Below are 14,707 nucleotides of genomic sequence, written 5' to 3'. Positions count from 1 at the left end.
GGGGCATCAGCCCGGCGGGTGGTTGGGCCCACGCCCGCCAGGTTCCCGGAAAATTGCGCCAGCAATTTTGCGGGCCGGCGGGTGGTTGGGCCCACGCCCGCCAGGTTCCCGGAAAATTGCGCCAGCAATTTTGCGGGCCGGCGGGTGGGGATCAGCGCTGGAAGTGCGGCTCGCCGTCGAACGCCAGGGCCCGCTGGATGCAGGCGAGGTGCCCGGGGCGCAAAGGCGGGAGCTCGTCGACGGCGAACCAGCCCACGGCGGTCGATTCGTCGTCATTGACGCGGGCGTCACCGCTGACCTTGCGGCAGATGAATTCGACGTTGAGGAAGTCGCACACGTCCCCGTTGGGGAACGTCACGGGGCCGACGGCGGCCAGGCCCAGCAGCTGCTCGATCTCGGCAACCACGCCCGTCTCCTCCAGGATTTCCCGCAACATGCCGGGGCCCGGCTCCTCGCCGGGCTCCAGGATGCCGGTGATGAGGGCCCAACCGCCGGTGTCGGAGCGCTCGCCCAGCAGCACGCGGCCGTGTTCGTCAAACACCACTCCGCGCACGCCCGGCAGCCACAGGGGGTCGTGGCCGATCTTGTTGCGGAGGTTGACGATGAATTCCGGTGTGCCCATGCCTCCAGCCTAGCGGGGCTTGAATTGACTCAGCCCGCACCCGGCTACGCGGGCAGCAGGAGCATGGCCGCCAGCGCACCGGTCATCATGGACGGGCCAAACGGAATGCTTGATTTGGCCGTGCCCCGCCGAGCAACGATGAGCGCCACGCCCCACAGGCCGCCCACCACGAACCCGGCTGCGGCACCCAGGAGCACATGGTGCCAGCTCAGGAATCCCAAATACAGCCCCAGCACGCCGGCAAGCTTGACGTCGCCAAACCCCATGCCGGCCGGGTGGACGGCCCACAGGATCCAGTAGAGGCCGCCGACGGCCGCCGCTCCCCCGATGCTGCGCAGCAGGTGCACGGGAACGCCGGCCAGCACCGCGCTCAGGCCCAGCAGCAGCGCGGCCACGGGATAGGCCGGGAGCACATGACGATCGGGCAGCTTGTGGGTGCGGATATCGATGATACTGAGCACCACGGCCAGGTACAGCAGGTACGCACACGCCCCGAGCGCGCAATAAAGCGCCAGGGGGTTCAGCTCCCACAAATCCGCCAGTCGTGTGACCATAGGCGTGATGCTACGCCATGGCGGGACGACGTGGGCACGTCCGTGCAGGCTCCGGCGTAAGCTGTGGATATGACCGGCCAATTGCTCACTCCGGATACATTTCGCCACCTGTGCAGGTCCTCGCCTTGGCGCTGGCAGAGCCTGCGTTTTGAACTGCGCCGCCACGATCCGGACGCCGCCGGCGAGTCCGTCTGGGACACAACTCGGGAGGCCGGCGAAGCCCCCAGTGAGCCCGGGAGGCGCTCCGCGGAGCGCCTGATTCCGGCGTCGGAGGTGGCCGCCATGAACTGCTGGGTGCGCCGCCCCGGAGCCCTGCGGGTCGAAACGCTCGATGGCCTGCTGCTGGCCAGCACCACGAAGATCAACAATTCCAAGGACTCGCTGTTCATCAGCGGCAACCGCAAGCCGTGGCTGCTCCCGCCCACCATGGCCAACCCGGTCAAGGACGGGAACGGCTATGTGGTGCGCCGCCCCGAGGCCCTGTACGGCGAACCAGCCTTCGGCTCGGGACGTTTTGCCGCAGCGCTGGACCCCGCGGAGCTGGCCGGCGAACGACCCGTCCCGCTGGAGGTGCCGTTTGCCAACGTCGCCGAGGTCGAGGCCATCAGCATGGTGGAACACAACGGCCGGACCGCAATGGATGCGATCCTGACGCCAAACCCGTCCTACACCCCGCTGTTCCCCGCCGCCCCGCTGCTCTACCCGGGACGGACGGCCGTGCGGATCGACCTGGAAACGGCGGTGTGCGTGGCGAGCCGGTCACTGGACGGGGAAACGGCCGGTGCCGGGCATGCGATCCTGATCCGCGGCATTGACGAGTACATGCTCGATGACCTCTTCGAGGAGGTCAGCATGGGCCTGACGGACGTGCGGGCCCACATCCCCTGGGACCTGGGCCCGCACTCATAAGAATCCAAGCCGCGAGGGCCCCAACAGGAAACGCGCCCGCGGGTCCTGTTGGGGCCCCTCGGCGGGTCAGATTTCGGCCCGCTCCAGCATCTCCGTCACGAGGGCGGCGATGGGTGAGCGCTCCGAACGGGTGAGCGTGACGTGGCCAAAGAGCGGGTGCCCCTTGAGCGTCTCGACGACGGCGGCCACGCCGTCGTGCCGGCCCACCCGGAGGTTGTCGCGCTGGGCGACGTCGTGGGTGAGGACAATCTTGGAGTTTTGCCCGATCCGGCTCATGACCGTCAGCAGCACGTTCTTCTCCAACGACTGTGCCTCGTCGACAATCACGAACGAGTCGTGCAGGGAACGTCCGCGGATGTGCGTCAGCGGCAGCACCTCCAGCAGCCCGCGTTCCATGACCTCGTCCATGACGCGGTCACTCACCACGGAGCCCAGGGTGTCGAAGACGGCCTGCGCCCAGGGGTTCATCTTTTCGCTCTCGGAGCCGGGCAGGTAGCCCAGTTCCTGCCCGCCCACGGCGTACAGCGGCCGGAACACCACCACCTTGCGGTGCTCGTTGCGTTCCAGCACGGCTTCGAGCCCGGCACACAGTGCAAGGGCGCTCTTGCCCGTGCCGGCGCGGCCGCCCAGGGACACGATGCCGACGTCGGGATCCATCAGCAGGTCCAGGGCCAGGCGCTGCTCGGCGGAACGCCCGTGCAGGCCAAACACCTCCCGGTCGCCCTTCACCAGGCGCACCTGCTGGTCGGCGCCCACCCGGCCCAGGGCCGAGCCGCGGTTGCTGGTCAACACCAGCCCCGTGTTGGTGGGCAGGATCGATGCCTCGGGGACGGCGACGGCGTCATGGTTGTACAGGGCGGCCATCTCCGACTCGGTCACCTCGATTTCAGCCACGCCGGTCCAGCCGGAATCCTGCACCAGCTCGTTGCGGTACTCGTCCGCGGCCAGGCCCATGGCGGACGCCTTCACCCGCATGGGCACGTCCTTGGACACCACCGTGACGTCCTTGCCTTCATTCGCAAGGTTCTTGGCCACCGCCAGGATCCGGGAGTCGTTGTCGGTTCCGCGGATTCCCGCCGGCAATACGTCGGCGGAGACATGGTTCAGTTCCACCCGGAACGTCCCGCCCTCGGTGCCCAGGCTGATGGGCGTGGCCAGGCCGCCGTGTTTGGTGCGGAGGTCATCAAGCAACCTCAGCGCGGTCCGGGCAAAATACCCGAGCTCGGGATCGTGCCGTTTGGCTTCGAGTTCGGAAATCACCACGATCGGCACAACCACCTCATGCTCGGCAAATCGCATGATGGCCCGTGGATCCGAAAGCAGCACCGAGGTGTCAATGATGTAGGTGCGCAGTTTTAGCCCCGCACCACCTTGTGTCCGCTGCGAATCCTGCCCCAATTGCGTCATCTCAACCACGTCGGCTCCAGCCTTCCGGGTCAGTGCCACGCCCGGAAATTCATCGGTACGGCGAGCGGAGTTGCCCTCCGTTAGTGCCTAACCTACGCCGTTTTGGGTGGCTGTGATGCATCTTTTGCGCGCGCGTCCGGTGTCCTTTGGGTAAACACTCGATGTTCGACGCCGGTGCCCCGGTTTTGTGGGTCAGCTGCCGAAGCGCCGACTGCGGCCGGCGTAGTCGCGCAGGGCGCGCAGGAAGTCGATCTTGCGGAACGCGGGCCAGAGGGCCTCGCAAAAATAGAACTCGCTGTAGGCGCTTTGCCACATCAGGAAGCCGGACAGCCGTTGTTCGCCGGAGGTCCTGATCACCAGGTCCGGATCGGGCTGGCCGCGCGTGTATAGGTACTTGGAGATGTCGTCGACGCTGAGGCCGTCCGCGACCTCGGCCATGGACCGGCCGGCGCCGTCGGCGTCGTGCAGGAGCTCGCGAACGGCGTCGACGATCTCCCGGCGGCCGCCGTAGCCGATGGCCATGTTGACGTGGATGCGTTCCTTGGCGGGGACCCGGGTGGTCAGCGTGGAGAGGCGGTCGGCCAGGTAGCTGGGCAGCAGCTCGGGGGCGCCCATGGCATGGACGCTGATGTCGGCGTCGGCGTCGAGCAGGTCAAGGGTGTTGGCGATGATGCCCATGAGCTCGTCGAGTTCCTCGGGCGAGCGGTTCATGTTGTCGGTGGAGAGCATGTAGAGCGTGACCACCTTGATGCCCAGGTCCTGGCACCAATCAAGGAATTCCAGGATCTTGTCGGCGCCGGCCTGGTGGCCCTCGCTGGTGGGGGCGTTGAACTGCCTGGCCCAGCGGCGGTTGCCGTCCACCATGACGCCGATGTGCCGGGGCACCGTGCTCAGGTCGAGGGACTTGGTGAGGCGATGTTCATAGTAGTTGTACAGCGCCGCGGGCATCCGGACAGGCCTGGCAAACAACTGCATCAGCGTGCACCAAACCTTTGCGGACAGTGGCCGGGAGGCCGGGGAAAATTGCTAGTCCTAGATTACCCGCCGGTGCCGCGGATTCCTGACAGCCGGACCCCAACCGCTTGTTACCCGCTAGTAACATACCGCTGGCTAAGTTATGCTCATGGCTATGACGAGCACCCTGCCCGCCGATCACAAACCCAGCTGGCGCGGCTGGCTGCACGCGGCAACCGCTCCCCTGGTATTGATTGCCGGAACCCTCCTGGTCCTGCTGGCGCCGGGCACGGACGCCAAAATTACCACCGCAATCTACGCGTTTACGGGCGTCATGCTTTTTGGCACCAGCGCGCTATATCACCGCGGCAACTGGACGCCGCGGACCAAGATCCTCCTCAAACGCCTTGACCACAGCAACATCATGCTGGTCATCGCCGGTTCCTACACACCGTTGTCGGCGCTGCTGCTGCCCCGGTCCACGGCCACGTTGCTGCTGTGGCTCATCTGGTCCGGCGCCGTGGGCGGCGTGCTGTTCCGGGTGCTGTGGGTGGGGGCACCGCGATGGCTGTACGTCCCCATCTATGTGCTGCTAGGCGTGACGGCGCTGTTCTTCCTGCCCCAGTTTTGGGCCGCCGACACCCTCGCCACCATATTGATTTGCCTGGGCGGTGCGTTCTACATCGCCGGCGCCGTCATTTACGGCATCAAGAAACCAAACTTCAGCGCCCGGCACTTTGGCTTCCACGAACTGTTCCACGCGCTCACCGTGGCCGGATTCGCGGCGCAGTTCGTGGCCGTTGCGCTTGCCGTGTTTGCTTAGCGCCTGACTACGGGGACTGCTTGCCGGGATTGCTTGCCGGAGTGCCAAATTTCGGGCCGACACCGTTATTCCTCCACACCGTCACCTAGTTCGAGTGTTGCCCACATCTTCGATTATTACCCGAAAAATGTCGGCGGTCCCGCCTAAAATTAAGGCATGGAAGCAACGGCAAGGATGCCGGGAAGCCCCGGCTCCACACGGCACGGCAACAGCGCCGGTGATCACATTCACCGGCTCCTGGACCTTGCCGAGGCGCTGGCCAGGGCGGCCTCGCACGGCTCCGGCGCCGACTTTGGAGACCACCCCGGCACCCGCGCGGGAGAACCTGTCGCAGCCACTCCCCTGGGCCTTGAACTTGGCTCGCTGCCGGACCGTGAACTTGTGGCCTGGGCCCAAACGGCCGAGCACCTCAACCATTTTCTGCAGGGCGTATTGGTTCAAGCCGCCGGCGAGCTGGCCACGCGGACCCGCGCCGGACGCTTCACCGCCAAGGGGGTCACGGATCCGGCCGGCATGCTCGTCGCAACCCTGAAGCTTGGCAAGGCCGAGGCCTACCGGCGCATGCGCCTGGCCGAACACCTCCTGCCCGTCCCGGATGCCATTGGCCCCGTCCTGGCACCGCCGCGCCAGCCGGCCTTGGGCACCGCGTTCTTCGGCGGGCAGCTGTCCGCCGAGCAGGCCCTGATCGTGTCGGCTTTCACCGACGACGCCGCCCACCTCGCCAATGCCGGCCGCATTGACCCCGGTATGGTCACCGAACTGGAGGAGACGCTCACGGAGTACGCCCGGGACCAGGCCCCCGACTTCCTGCACCGTGTGGGCGTCCGGGCCGTGAACCTACTGGACCCCGACGGGCAACAGCCCACCGACGGCGAACTCCTTGCCAAGCAAGGGATCTTCTTCCGCCGTGCCCGCCGCGGTCTGGTGCACTTCGACGGGCATCTGACGCTTGCCCAGTACGAGCAGATGATGGCAGGCATCGGGCAGGCCACCAACCCGCGCGACCATGCGGACATCAATGACCGGCTGATGCGTGGAATACCGCTCACCACGGCCAAGGCACAGCCGGCCACCGCCCCCGAAACCGAGCCTGCGTGGCCGCACCGGGTGGATGGCATCAGCATTCCGGAACCCGGCTCCGACGCGGAGTTGCCGGGCCTTGATCCGATAGCGCCTGCCGGCATCGATCCGGCGGTAAAAGACCGTCGCACCCACGGCCAGCGGCTCCTCGACGGCATGATCGACTGCATCAAGCTCGCGGCCCGCACAGGCAAACTGCCCTTGAATGGTGGGCTCAAGCCCCAGGTGTTTATCACCATCGCCCGTGAAGATCTCAGCAACGGCAAGGGCACCGCCCTTGCCCCGTACTGTGGCCCTTCCCCACTGGCCGACTTCGAGGAACTCATCTGCGATGCCGAGATCACGGAAATTACCTTCGGCAAGGGGCAGCGGATCATCAACGTCGGCCGTACCCGGCGCCTGTTCACCGCGGCCCAACGCAAGATCCTCGTGGCCCGCGACATGGGCTGCGCCTTTCCTGATTGCACGCGCCCGGCGCCCTGGACTGAGGCCCACCACATCATCGCGTGGAAGGACGGCGGCGAAACGTCCCTCGAGAACGGTGTGCTCCTCTGCACCCCGCACCATCACCTGCTCCACGGCAGTGACTGGCAAGTCGCCATGGTCGACGGGATACCGTTTTTCACCCCGCCACCCTTGCTCGATCCCACTGGACGGGCCCGTCGCAACACCTACCATCACGGATATCCAAGAGCCGGGGCGCCGGCCGGCACGGAGGCTGAAACGGATGCGGGATGAGCGAATTACCGCCCGGACAGCAGTGCGTCCAGGTCCGCGGGCGCCGCCACGGGTCTGGCGCACACCATGTTGCGGCACACGTACGCCAAGGCCGGGCCGGAAGAGGTGCCGGCGGGCGAACCGCCTGTAGGGGCGCGTCCCTCAAGCAACGGCACGGGAGGCGTGCCGTGTCCGTCCCACACGGCGATGACCATCCCGGGCGACGGCGAGGCCCAGGCTCGGCGAACCAGGGCGTCCCTGTCGGGCCCCGGCTCGCCCACAATGGCCACCTCTGCAGGCCCGGCCGTCATGGCTTCGGCAACGGCCAGCATCCCGCCGGCAGATCGCGGGGCCCGCCGGACCAGCTCCGGCAAGGAACCGAGCAGGTTTTCGGCCAGCCGGCGGGACTCCGCAGATCCCGTGTATCCCGAGGCAGTGACCATCACGTCGGCCAACAAGGCCACGGGGCTGGCGGTGGCGTTGTCAAAGGGGTCGGCGAAACGGGCACCCGCCGGAGCGCCGGCCATGGCGGGCTGCTCCCCGGCGCTGCTGGCCACGCTTCCGTCCTTCAGGAACCGCCCCGCAGCATCCACGAGGGTGCCCGCGAAATCGAACCATTGGGAGTCCGCCGTCGCGGCGTAAAGGGCGAAGAATCCGTCCGCGCAGGCCGCATAGTCCTCAAGCAGGCCCTCAATCCCCCGGGGTTCGCCGTGGTGGGACACCCTGCGCAGGGTGGCGCCGTCCCAGTGGACGCGCCGCAGGTACGTCCCCAGTTCGACGGCGGTCGCCAGATAATCTGCCCGCTCCAGCACCATGGCGGCTTCCGCCAGGGCGGCCAGCAGCATGCCGTTCCAGGCTGCGACCACTTTGTCATCCCGGGCGGGCATGGCCCGGCCTCCTCGAATGGTCGTCAGCGCGGGACGCAGCTGCCGCCATAGGGTGCGTTCGGCCCCGGTCAGTTCGCGACCGGGGTGGAACGGTCCGGGTGCACCCGTCGCCGGAAGGTTCATAAACCCTGCCACCCGGGCAGCCAGTTCGCTTGCGTCAAGGCCGTCGGCCGGCGCCAGCTGCCTGGCCGCCTCGAGCAGCTCCGAGGACGCCCACAGGTAGCTGGCACCTTCGTGGTGGACCCCGTCGATCACGGTGTCCGCGTCGAGGGAGGAGGCAAAGGCGCCGTCGGGCAGGCGAAGCTCGTTCAGCAGCCAACCGACCGTGAGTTCGGCAGCCTGCCGCGCATCGCCCGGGGAGATACTTGTGGAAATGGCCGCGGAACTGCCGGCCGGGCCGGGCGGGCCGGCAACCGCCGCGTCGAGCCGGATCCAATGCACCAGGACCCGCAGGAGCCCGGCATTGTCGTAAAGCATTTTCTCGTAGTGCGGTTCGGACCAGTCGGCGGTGACGCTGTACCGGGCAAAACCGCCGCCCAGCCGATCGAAAAGTGCCGAATTCACCATGGCGCCCAACGTCCGCCCGGCCAGACCGCGGGCTGTGTGAGACGATTCTCCGCGCCCTCGGGCGGCGTGCCGGATCAGGAACTCCAGTGCCGGGGTCGGCGGGAATTTAGGGGCCTGGCCAAACCCGCCGTGGACGGGATCCTCGGCGTGGACCATCGCGGCAACGGCGGCCGGCACCAGTACGTCGAGCGAATCCGCCCAGTCCTCGGGGTTACCTGCGCCCGGTGCAATGGCCGCATCCGCGGACGCCGGGGCCCCGGTATGGACCCGCCAGAGCGGGTCGGCCAGCGCCAGGGACAGCGCCCGGGCCGTCGAGAGGACTTCCTCCGGTCGGCTTTCCCACGCATCTGTCACGGCCTCGAGCACCTGCCGAAACGACGGCCTGCCCGTCACGGGGCGGGGTGGGAAATAGGTGCCGGCGTAGAACGCCTGGCCCTGCGGCGTCAGGAAGACACTCATGGGCCATCCGCCCTCGCCGCTCAACGCCTGGGTCGCCGCCATGTAGGCGTCGTCGACGTCGGGGCGTTCCTCCCGGTCCACCTTGATGGCGACAAAGTTACTGTTCAGGTAAGCGCCAATGGCCGGATCCTCAAAGGATTCATGTGCCATGACGTGGCACCAGTGGCAGGCGGCGTAGCCGACCGACAAAAAAACCGGAACATTGCGTTCGCGTGCTTCGGCAAAGGCGGCGTCGTCAAAGGGCTGCCAATTGACGGGATTACCGGCATGCTGGCGAAGGTAGGCACTCGGTTCGCCGGCAAGCCGATTCATCGGTGGAGCCTAGGACTTGTCCGTGTCCGGATCGGCCACGGAAACCGGGCCCAGGGGTGCGCCGCCCGAGAACGAGGCGGGGACGTCGTCGTTCCTGATGGGAATGCCCATGTACTCGGCGTCGGGGCCGTGCGAACCGCCCGTGTGGGCCTCTTCAACCTGGGCACGGTAGCGGACGCGCCGCACGCGCTTGACCATGTCGCGGATCACGAAAAACATGATCGCGACAATGAAGGCCATGGCCAGGAAGCCCAGGAATCCGGGGCCCACCTGATCGTCCGTGAGCCCCGCCTGCAGGGAGGGGGTCGGTACGGGCGTGTTGGCGGCGATCAAAATCAGTGAATGCACAATTCGTCTTTCGTTTCATCCCGGCAGGGAAGGTGGCTCCGGGAAACGTCCACTACCTATCGTAAGCCAGCAAACAGATCGTTTTCTGGGAACGAGGTGGGTACGCGGGATTCAATGAGCGAATAGTCCTCCCACGGCCAGACCTTGCGCTGCATATCGGGGCTGACGGCGAAGAAGAATCCCTCCGGGTCAACCTGGGTGGCATGGGCGCGCAGGGCGTCGTCACGCTTTTCAAAGAACTCACCGCAGTCAACCTGAGTGGTGGTGGGGTGGGTGCCGGCCGGCGGGGTGTGGCCCTCGGAGTCGGCTTCCAGCCAGGCCGCCAGGCGCTGCGCGTACGGCGAGGCAATCCCGGCCTCCTCCAGCGCAAAGTGCAGGGCCCGGAATCGCTGCGGGTTGAACGCCAGGTCGTAATACAGCTTCTGCGGCTCCCAGGCCGGGCCCGCCTCCGGGTAGCGTTCGGGATCGCCGGCAGCGTGGAAGGCCTCCACCGTCACCTTGTGGGCCATGATGTGGTCCGGGTGCGGGTAGCCGCCGTTTTCGTCGTAGGAGACAATCACGTGCGGGCGGAAACGGCGCACCAGGCGCACCAGCGGCGCCGCGGCGATTTCCAACGGCTTCAATGCAAAGCAGTTGGCCGGCAGGGCGGGCAGCGGATCGCCCTCGGGCAGGCCGGAATCGGTAAAGCCCAGCCACTGGTGCTCAATGCCCAGGATCTCAGCTGCCCGGGCCATTTCCAGCCGGCGGGCGCCACCCATGTCGCGCAGGGAGTGGGCGTCGCCCTCCATGGCGGGATTCTGGATGCCTCCGCGTTCGCCGCCCGTGCAGCTGGCCACCATGACGCGGTCCCCTGCTGCGACGTAGGAAGCCATCATGGCGGCACCCTTGCTGGCCTCGTCATCGGGATGGGCGTGGACCGCCAGCAGGCGGAGCGGTTCGGCGGAGTGCCCCTGGTTGACGGTCACGTCGGCTACCTTCGATTCTTTGGTCAGTACCTGCGAAAAAATGTAAGCCGGAATGAACGCTAAACTTGACCTTGTCCGATGCCCCGTTCACGGGGCGGCCAGCCCGCGGCGCAACCGCGGAACAAGACACCAGTGGATGCAGTGACAAATTCTGATTCTCCAGCAGCTACCAGCGTAGCCAATCGATACGGCACGCCCAAGCGAGCGCTCTCCAAAAAAGCCAAAATAATTTGGCTGTCCTCACTCGGCCTCGTGGGTTTGGTCTGGATTTTGTGGGCCACACTGGGCGGGAACACGGGCGTGGACCAAAAACTGATCAGCTACCAAGTGGCGGATCCCACTATGACCACGGTGGATGTGGCCATCACCAAGGACCCCGGAGCCACGGCGCAGTGCGCCATCCAGGCTCTGAATTCCTCCTTCGCCGTGGTGGGTTGGAACGTCCTCACCGTGGGTCCCAACGGCACCGGTACCGGCGACGACAACGGCCGCACGACGACGGTCCGCGGCGAGGTCCGCACCGACTCCCTGGCCGTCACGGGAGTCGTGGACAGCTGCTGGATTGTGCCCGGGACGTAACACGCGCCACATGTGATTCTTGGGTTTATCCGTCTTATTGACTAAACTGTCAATTATTATCTTTTCCCCGCTGGGTCAACCTGCGATGGTTCCTTGCCCGGATGGCGCGCATCGATCGATGTGACCGCCGGCCGTGGACCATCACTGGAAGCGCCGTTAGCGGGGTCTTTGCTTTTTATGTACATTCGAGGAGAACTCCGTGCCTACCACTAACAGTGCGTCCGCTGCCTGGCTGACCCAGGAAGCCTATGATCGTCTCCAGGCTGAACTGACGCACCTTTCCGGCCCCGGCCGTGCCGAAATCGTCAGCAAGATCGAACAGGCCCGCTCCGAAGGTGACCTGAAGGAAAACGGCGGCTACCACGCGGCCAAGGACGAGCAGGGCAAGATCGAGGCCCGCATCCGCCAGCTGACCGAACTGCTGCGCGACGCCCACGTGGGTGAATCGCCGGCCGACGACGGCATTGTGGAACAGGGCATGGTGGTGGGCGCCACGATCGCGGGCGACGAAACCACGTTCCTGCTGGGCAGCCGCGAAGTCGGCGCCGACGACATGGACGTCTTTAGCGAGCGTTCCCCGCTGGGCGCGGCCATCATGGGCCACAAGATCGGCGACAAGCTCAGCTACGTCGCCCCCAACGGCCGCACCATCGACGTGGAGATCCTCTCCGCCACGCCGTACCAGGGCTAAGACCCCCAACGCTTAAACAAAAGTTCCCGCGCTCCGCACCCGATTTCTTCGGGCGCCGAGCGCGGGAACTTTTGGTTTAACTCCCCTAGTGCGTGCGCGTGCGACGGCGGAGCATCAGCAGGGCGCCGGCGCCGGCCAGCAGCAGCGTCCCGGCGGCAAGCCCGGCCGCGGCAACGCCGTTGGCGCCGGTGTTGGCCAGGCTGCCGGCCACGGCAACCTCGACGACGGCCGGTGCCGAGGGGCTAGCGCTCGGAGCGGCGGCGGCCGTCGTCGGCACGACTGCCGCCGGGGCGCCGGCCACGGTGACGTGGACCGTGGTGCCGGTGTTGGCGACGCCGGACAAACTTGTCTGCACCGGAGTCAGCGAATGGCTGCCCGGGCTGAAATCGGCCGCGGCGACGCACGAAAAAGCGCCCTTGACGTCGGCCTTGACCGTGCACACGGTCTTGCCGTTCTCGTCCAGGATGGTCACCGTGGAGAACGCCCCGGCGACGCCTTCAATCATGGGAGAGGCGGGCATGGTGCCGCCATCGACGGGGCTGGTGATCTTCGGGGTGACCCGCACGTCCACGGTGATCATCATCCCGCTCACCGAATCCAACTGTCCCCAGTTCAGTGCCGGGAAAACGTCAAGGCTGCCCACGAGCAACTTGCGGGTCATGGGACAGCTGAACGTGCCGTCCGCCCCGACCTTTGCCGAGCACAGCGAGAGCCCGCTGTGTCCGCCCACAATGTCAACGGCGGCGCCCGGGTAACCGGTCCCGGTGAAGACCGGCAGGTCGCCGATCGCCTCGCCGCCCTGGGGGCTCGTGATGACGGGAGAGGCAATGACCGTCCAGGTGGCGGGATCGCCCTCGACGGCTGCGCCCTCGGTCGGGGTCATGGACGGGGTCAGCGTGAGCGGGCCCAGTGCAAATGACTTCCCGGGAATGCATTGGAAGTTGCCAAACTCATCCGCGGTCGTGGTGCAGACCGGATTGTGTGCGGTGTCGAGCATCCGAACCGTGGCCCCGGGCAGTGCCGAGCCATTGAAGGCCTGCGTGGTCGAGACCAGGGCCCCGGGTGTCGGGAAGGACAGGCTGGGCAGGGTGCCACCGGCATCCTGGACGGCAAGGTCCGGGGCAGCCGTCCCGCTCGGCTCGGCCGTGGCAGTGTCGGTGGCCGTTGAGGTCTCCGTAGCCGAATCGGTAGCTACATCTGTGGCCGTGTCGGTGGCTGCATCAGTGGCCGCTTCCGTGGCGGTCGCGGCATCTGTTGCCATATCGGTAGCCGTATCGCTTGCGGTGGCCGTAGCGTCGGCTGCCGGCAGCGGATTCGCTGCCGCCGGAAGGGCCGCAAAACCGGCGGTGGCTGTGAGGAGTCCGGCCAACGACAGCGCGGCCAAACCGCGCCGTGAACGCCTCAAAGTAGTCATCAACAAAATAAAGTCCCCCTATGCTCTGATGTCCGGCCGGTCTTGGCCTGTTTGAAGTATTCACTGCAGGGGGCAAAAAGGGAAGCCGTTTTCCCGGCAGGGCCCGTGGGAGGGGTCCTGCCGGGCACGCTGCGGTGAACCGCTGCCGGGAAGTACGGGTTAGTGCACCACGATGGGTTGGAAGCCCTCGGCGCGCAGGGCGGTGAGGACCAGTTCGCAGTGGTCGTGGCCCTTGGTTTCCAGGTTCACGGTGATGGAGACATCGCCCATCGAGATGGAGCCGCCCACGCGGGTGTGGTCCACGCCGGTGACGTTGGCGTCGTTCTCGGCGATGATGCGCGAGATCGTGGCGAGCGAGCCGGGACGGTCGTTGAGCATCATGCGCACCGTCATGAAACGGCCCGCGGCTGCCAGACCGCGCTGGATCACCTTGAGCATGAGCATGGGGTCGATGTTGCCGCCGGAGAGGATCACCGCCGTCGTGCCCGGGTTTTCAATCTTGCCTTCCATGAGCGCCGCAACGCCCACGGCCCCGGCCGGCTCCACCACGAGCTTGGAGCGCTCCAGCAGGAAGACCAGGGCGCGGGCCAGCGAATCCTCGCTGACCGTGACGACGTCGTCCACCAGTTCACGGATGATCGAGAACGGCAGCTGGCCGGGGCTGCCCACGGCGATGCCGTCCGCCATGGTCGAGACCTTTTTCAGCGGAACCAGGGCGTCCGCGGCCAGGGAGGGAGGGTAGGCGGCCGCGTTTTCGGCCTGCACGCCGATCACCCGGATCTCACGGCCCAGTTCCTTGGCGCGCGCCTTGACGGCCACGGCCACCCCGGCGAGCAGGCCGCCACCGCCAACGCCCATGATGATGGTGTCGACGTTGGGCACCTGTTCGAGGATTTCCAGGCCGATGGTGCCCTGGCCGGAGACCACGTCCACGTTGTTGAAGGGGTGCACAAACACGGCGCCGGTTTCATTGGCGAAGCGTTCGGCCTCGGCCAGCGACTCGTCCACGTTGTAGCCGTGCAGCACCACTTCGGCGCCGTGCCCGCGGGTGGCGGCAAGCTTGGGCAGGGCCACGCCGACGGGCATGTAGATCCGGGCCTTGATGCCCAGCGCCTTGGCCGCCACGGCGACGCCCTGCGCATGGTTTCCGGCAGAGGCCGCCACCACGCCGCGGGCGCGTTCCTCGGCCGTCAGCCGGGCCATGCGGACGTAGGCGCCGCGGACCTTGAAGGAGCCGGCGCGCTGCAGGTTCTCACACTTGAAGAAGACCTCCGAGCCCGTCATCCGCCCCAGCGCCCGTGAACTTTCAATGGGGGTCAGCGCCGTAATGTCCGCCAACAGCTCCCGTGCTGCTTCAACATCGGCAAGGGTTACGGGCAATTCGCTGCTTGCATTCACGGTGCTTTTCTCTTTCTCTGG

Annotated in this window: 14 protein-coding genes; 5 read left to right on the top strand and 9 right to left on the bottom strand. The window is 66.7% G+C overall.

Annotated elements, in window-relative coordinates:
* Positions 1–151: 151 nt before the first annotated feature.
* Both AL755_RS05740 and AL755_RS05735 read right to left on the bottom strand, forming a co-directional pair.
* Positions 152–622 (bottom strand): NUDIX hydrolase, encoded by a 471-nt coding sequence (locus tag AL755_RS05740; RefSeq protein WP_054010185.1) that lies wholly within the window; start codon positions 620–622, stop codon positions 152–154.
* Between the two features lie 44 nt (positions 623–666).
* Positions 667–1,176 carry a prepilin peptidase gene (locus AL755_RS05735; protein ID WP_054010184.1) on the bottom strand — a complete coding sequence of 170 codons (510 nt, stop codon included), beginning with the start codon at positions 1,174–1,176 and terminating at the stop codon, positions 667–669.
* A gap of 69 nt (positions 1,177–1,245) precedes the next feature.
* Between AL755_RS05735 and AL755_RS05730 the strand changes: the two genes are divergently transcribed.
* Positions 1,246–2,085, top strand: coding sequence for a hypothetical protein (locus tag AL755_RS05730; RefSeq protein ID WP_054010183.1), 840 nt, complete (start codon positions 1,246–1,248; stop codon positions 2,083–2,085).
* A 66-nt stretch (positions 2,086–2,151) separates the two neighbouring features.
* On the opposite strand, the gene AL755_RS05725 is transcribed toward AL755_RS05730, so the two are convergent.
* Positions 2,152–3,492, bottom strand: a complete 1,341-nt coding sequence (locus AL755_RS05725) for a PhoH family protein (protein WP_082369516.1) — start codon at positions 3,490–3,492, stop codon at positions 2,152–2,154.
* Positions 3,493–3,684: 192 nt separating this feature from the next.
* On the bottom strand, positions 3,685–4,467 hold the full coding sequence (locus tag AL755_RS05720; protein WP_054010182.1) for an isoprenyl transferase: 783 nt from the start codon (positions 4,465–4,467) through the stop codon (positions 3,685–3,687).
* A 148-nt stretch (positions 4,468–4,615) separates the two neighbouring features.
* On the opposite strand from AL755_RS05720, the gene trhA reads away from it, so the two are divergent.
* Both trhA and AL755_RS05710 read left to right on the top strand, forming a co-directional pair.
* Positions 4,616–5,269, top strand: a complete 654-nt coding sequence (gene trhA, locus AL755_RS05715; protein WP_445290493.1) for a PAQR family membrane homeostasis protein TrhA — start codon at positions 4,616–4,618, stop codon at positions 5,267–5,269.
* Between the two features lie 156 nt (positions 5,270–5,425).
* The gene (locus AL755_RS05710) at positions 5,426–7,087 is read left to right on the top strand and encodes an HNH endonuclease signature motif containing protein (RefSeq protein WP_082368943.1); all 1,662 of its coding nucleotides are present in this window, start codon (positions 5,426–5,428) and stop codon (positions 7,085–7,087) included.
* Positions 7,088–7,092: 5 nt separating this feature from the next.
* Here the strand turns inward: AL755_RS05710 and AL755_RS05705 are convergent, their stop codons facing one another.
* The 3 genes from AL755_RS05705 to mca are packed head-to-tail and all read right to left on the bottom strand — an operon-like array spanning position 7,093 to position 10,604.
* The gene (locus AL755_RS05705; RefSeq protein ID WP_054010179.1) at positions 7,093–9,291 is read right to left on the bottom strand and encodes a thioredoxin domain-containing protein; all 2,199 of its coding nucleotides are present in this window, start codon (positions 9,289–9,291) and stop codon (positions 7,093–7,095) included.
* Positions 9,292–9,300: 9 nt separating this feature from the next.
* Positions 9,301–9,639 carry a hypothetical protein gene (locus AL755_RS05700; protein ID WP_192841651.1) on the bottom strand — a complete coding sequence of 113 codons (339 nt, stop codon included), beginning with the start codon at positions 9,637–9,639 and terminating at the stop codon, positions 9,301–9,303.
* Positions 9,640–9,695: 56 nt separating this feature from the next.
* Positions 9,696–10,604 (bottom strand): mycothiol conjugate amidase Mca, encoded by a 909-nt coding sequence (gene mca / locus AL755_RS05695; RefSeq protein ID WP_054010178.1) that lies wholly within the window; start codon positions 10,602–10,604, stop codon positions 9,696–9,698.
* Positions 10,605–10,682: 78 nt separating this feature from the next.
* Here mca and AL755_RS23970 point away from each other — a divergent pair, with 78 nt between their 5' ends.
* On the top strand, positions 10,683–11,183 hold the full coding sequence (locus AL755_RS23970; protein ID WP_082368942.1) for a DUF4307 domain-containing protein: 501 nt from the start codon (positions 10,683–10,685) through the stop codon (positions 11,181–11,183).
* 199 nt (positions 11,184–11,382) lie between these two features.
* Positions 11,383–11,874: a transcription elongation factor GreA gene (gene greA / locus AL755_RS05685; protein ID WP_054010176.1), complete on the top strand. Its 492-nt coding sequence runs from the start codon at positions 11,383–11,385 to the stop codon at positions 11,872–11,874.
* Positions 11,875–11,959: 85 nt separating this feature from the next.
* On the opposite strand, the gene AL755_RS05680 is transcribed toward greA, so the two are convergent.
* Together AL755_RS05680 and ilvA are read right to left on the bottom strand one after the other, a co-directional pair.
* Entirely contained in the window at positions 11,960–13,288 is a 1,329-nt protein-coding gene (locus tag AL755_RS05680; RefSeq protein WP_150117050.1) for a hypothetical protein, read from the bottom strand.
* 159 nt (positions 13,289–13,447) lie between these two features.
* Positions 13,448–14,686 (bottom strand): threonine ammonia-lyase, encoded by a 1,239-nt coding sequence (gene ilvA, locus AL755_RS05675; protein WP_054010174.1) that lies wholly within the window; start codon positions 14,684–14,686, stop codon positions 13,448–13,450.
* Positions 14,687–14,707 lie beyond the last annotated feature (21 nt).

The sequence above is a fragment of the Arthrobacter sp. ERGS1:01 genome (assembly GCF_001281315.1).
Classification (GTDB): domain Bacteria; phylum Actinomycetota; class Actinomycetes; order Actinomycetales; family Micrococcaceae; genus Specibacter.
This window is presented reverse-complemented; position numbering and strand designations above follow the sequence as displayed.

Excerpts from the sequence above, each read along its gene's own strand:
- AL755_RS05740 (WP_054010185.1), bottom strand. The coding sequence starts at position 622 with ATGGGCACACCGGAATTCATCGTCAACCTCCGCAACAAGATCGGCCAC.
- AL755_RS05730 (WP_054010183.1), top strand. The coding sequence starts at position 1,246 with ATGACCGGCCAATTGCTCACTCCGGATACATTTCGCCACCTGTGCAGG.
- AL755_RS05680 (WP_150117050.1), bottom strand. The coding sequence starts at position 13,288 with ATGACTACTTTGAGGCGTTCACGGCGCGGTTTGGCCGCGCTGTCGTTG.
- AL755_RS05720 (WP_054010182.1), bottom strand. The coding sequence starts at position 4,467 with ATGCAGTTGTTTGCCAGGCCTGTCCGGATGCCCGCGGCGCTGTACAAC.
- AL755_RS05725 (WP_082369516.1), bottom strand. The coding sequence starts at position 3,492 with ATGACGCAATTGGGGCAGGATTCGCAGCGGACACAAGGTGGTGCGGGG.
- AL755_RS05705 (WP_054010179.1), bottom strand. The coding sequence starts at position 9,291 with ATGAATCGGCTTGCCGGCGAACCGAGTGCCTACCTTCGCCAGCATGCC.
- trhA (WP_445290493.1), top strand. The coding sequence starts at position 4,616 with ATGGCTATGACGAGCACCCTGCCCGCCGATCACAAACCCAGCTGGCGC.
- AL755_RS05710 (WP_082368943.1), top strand. The coding sequence starts at position 5,426 with ATGGAAGCAACGGCAAGGATGCCGGGAAGCCCCGGCTCCACACGGCAC.
- AL755_RS23970 (WP_082368942.1), top strand. The coding sequence starts at position 10,683 with ATGCCCCGTTCACGGGGCGGCCAGCCCGCGGCGCAACCGCGGAACAAG.
- AL755_RS05735 (WP_054010184.1), bottom strand. The coding sequence starts at position 1,176 with ATGGTCACACGACTGGCGGATTTGTGGGAGCTGAACCCCCTGGCGCTT.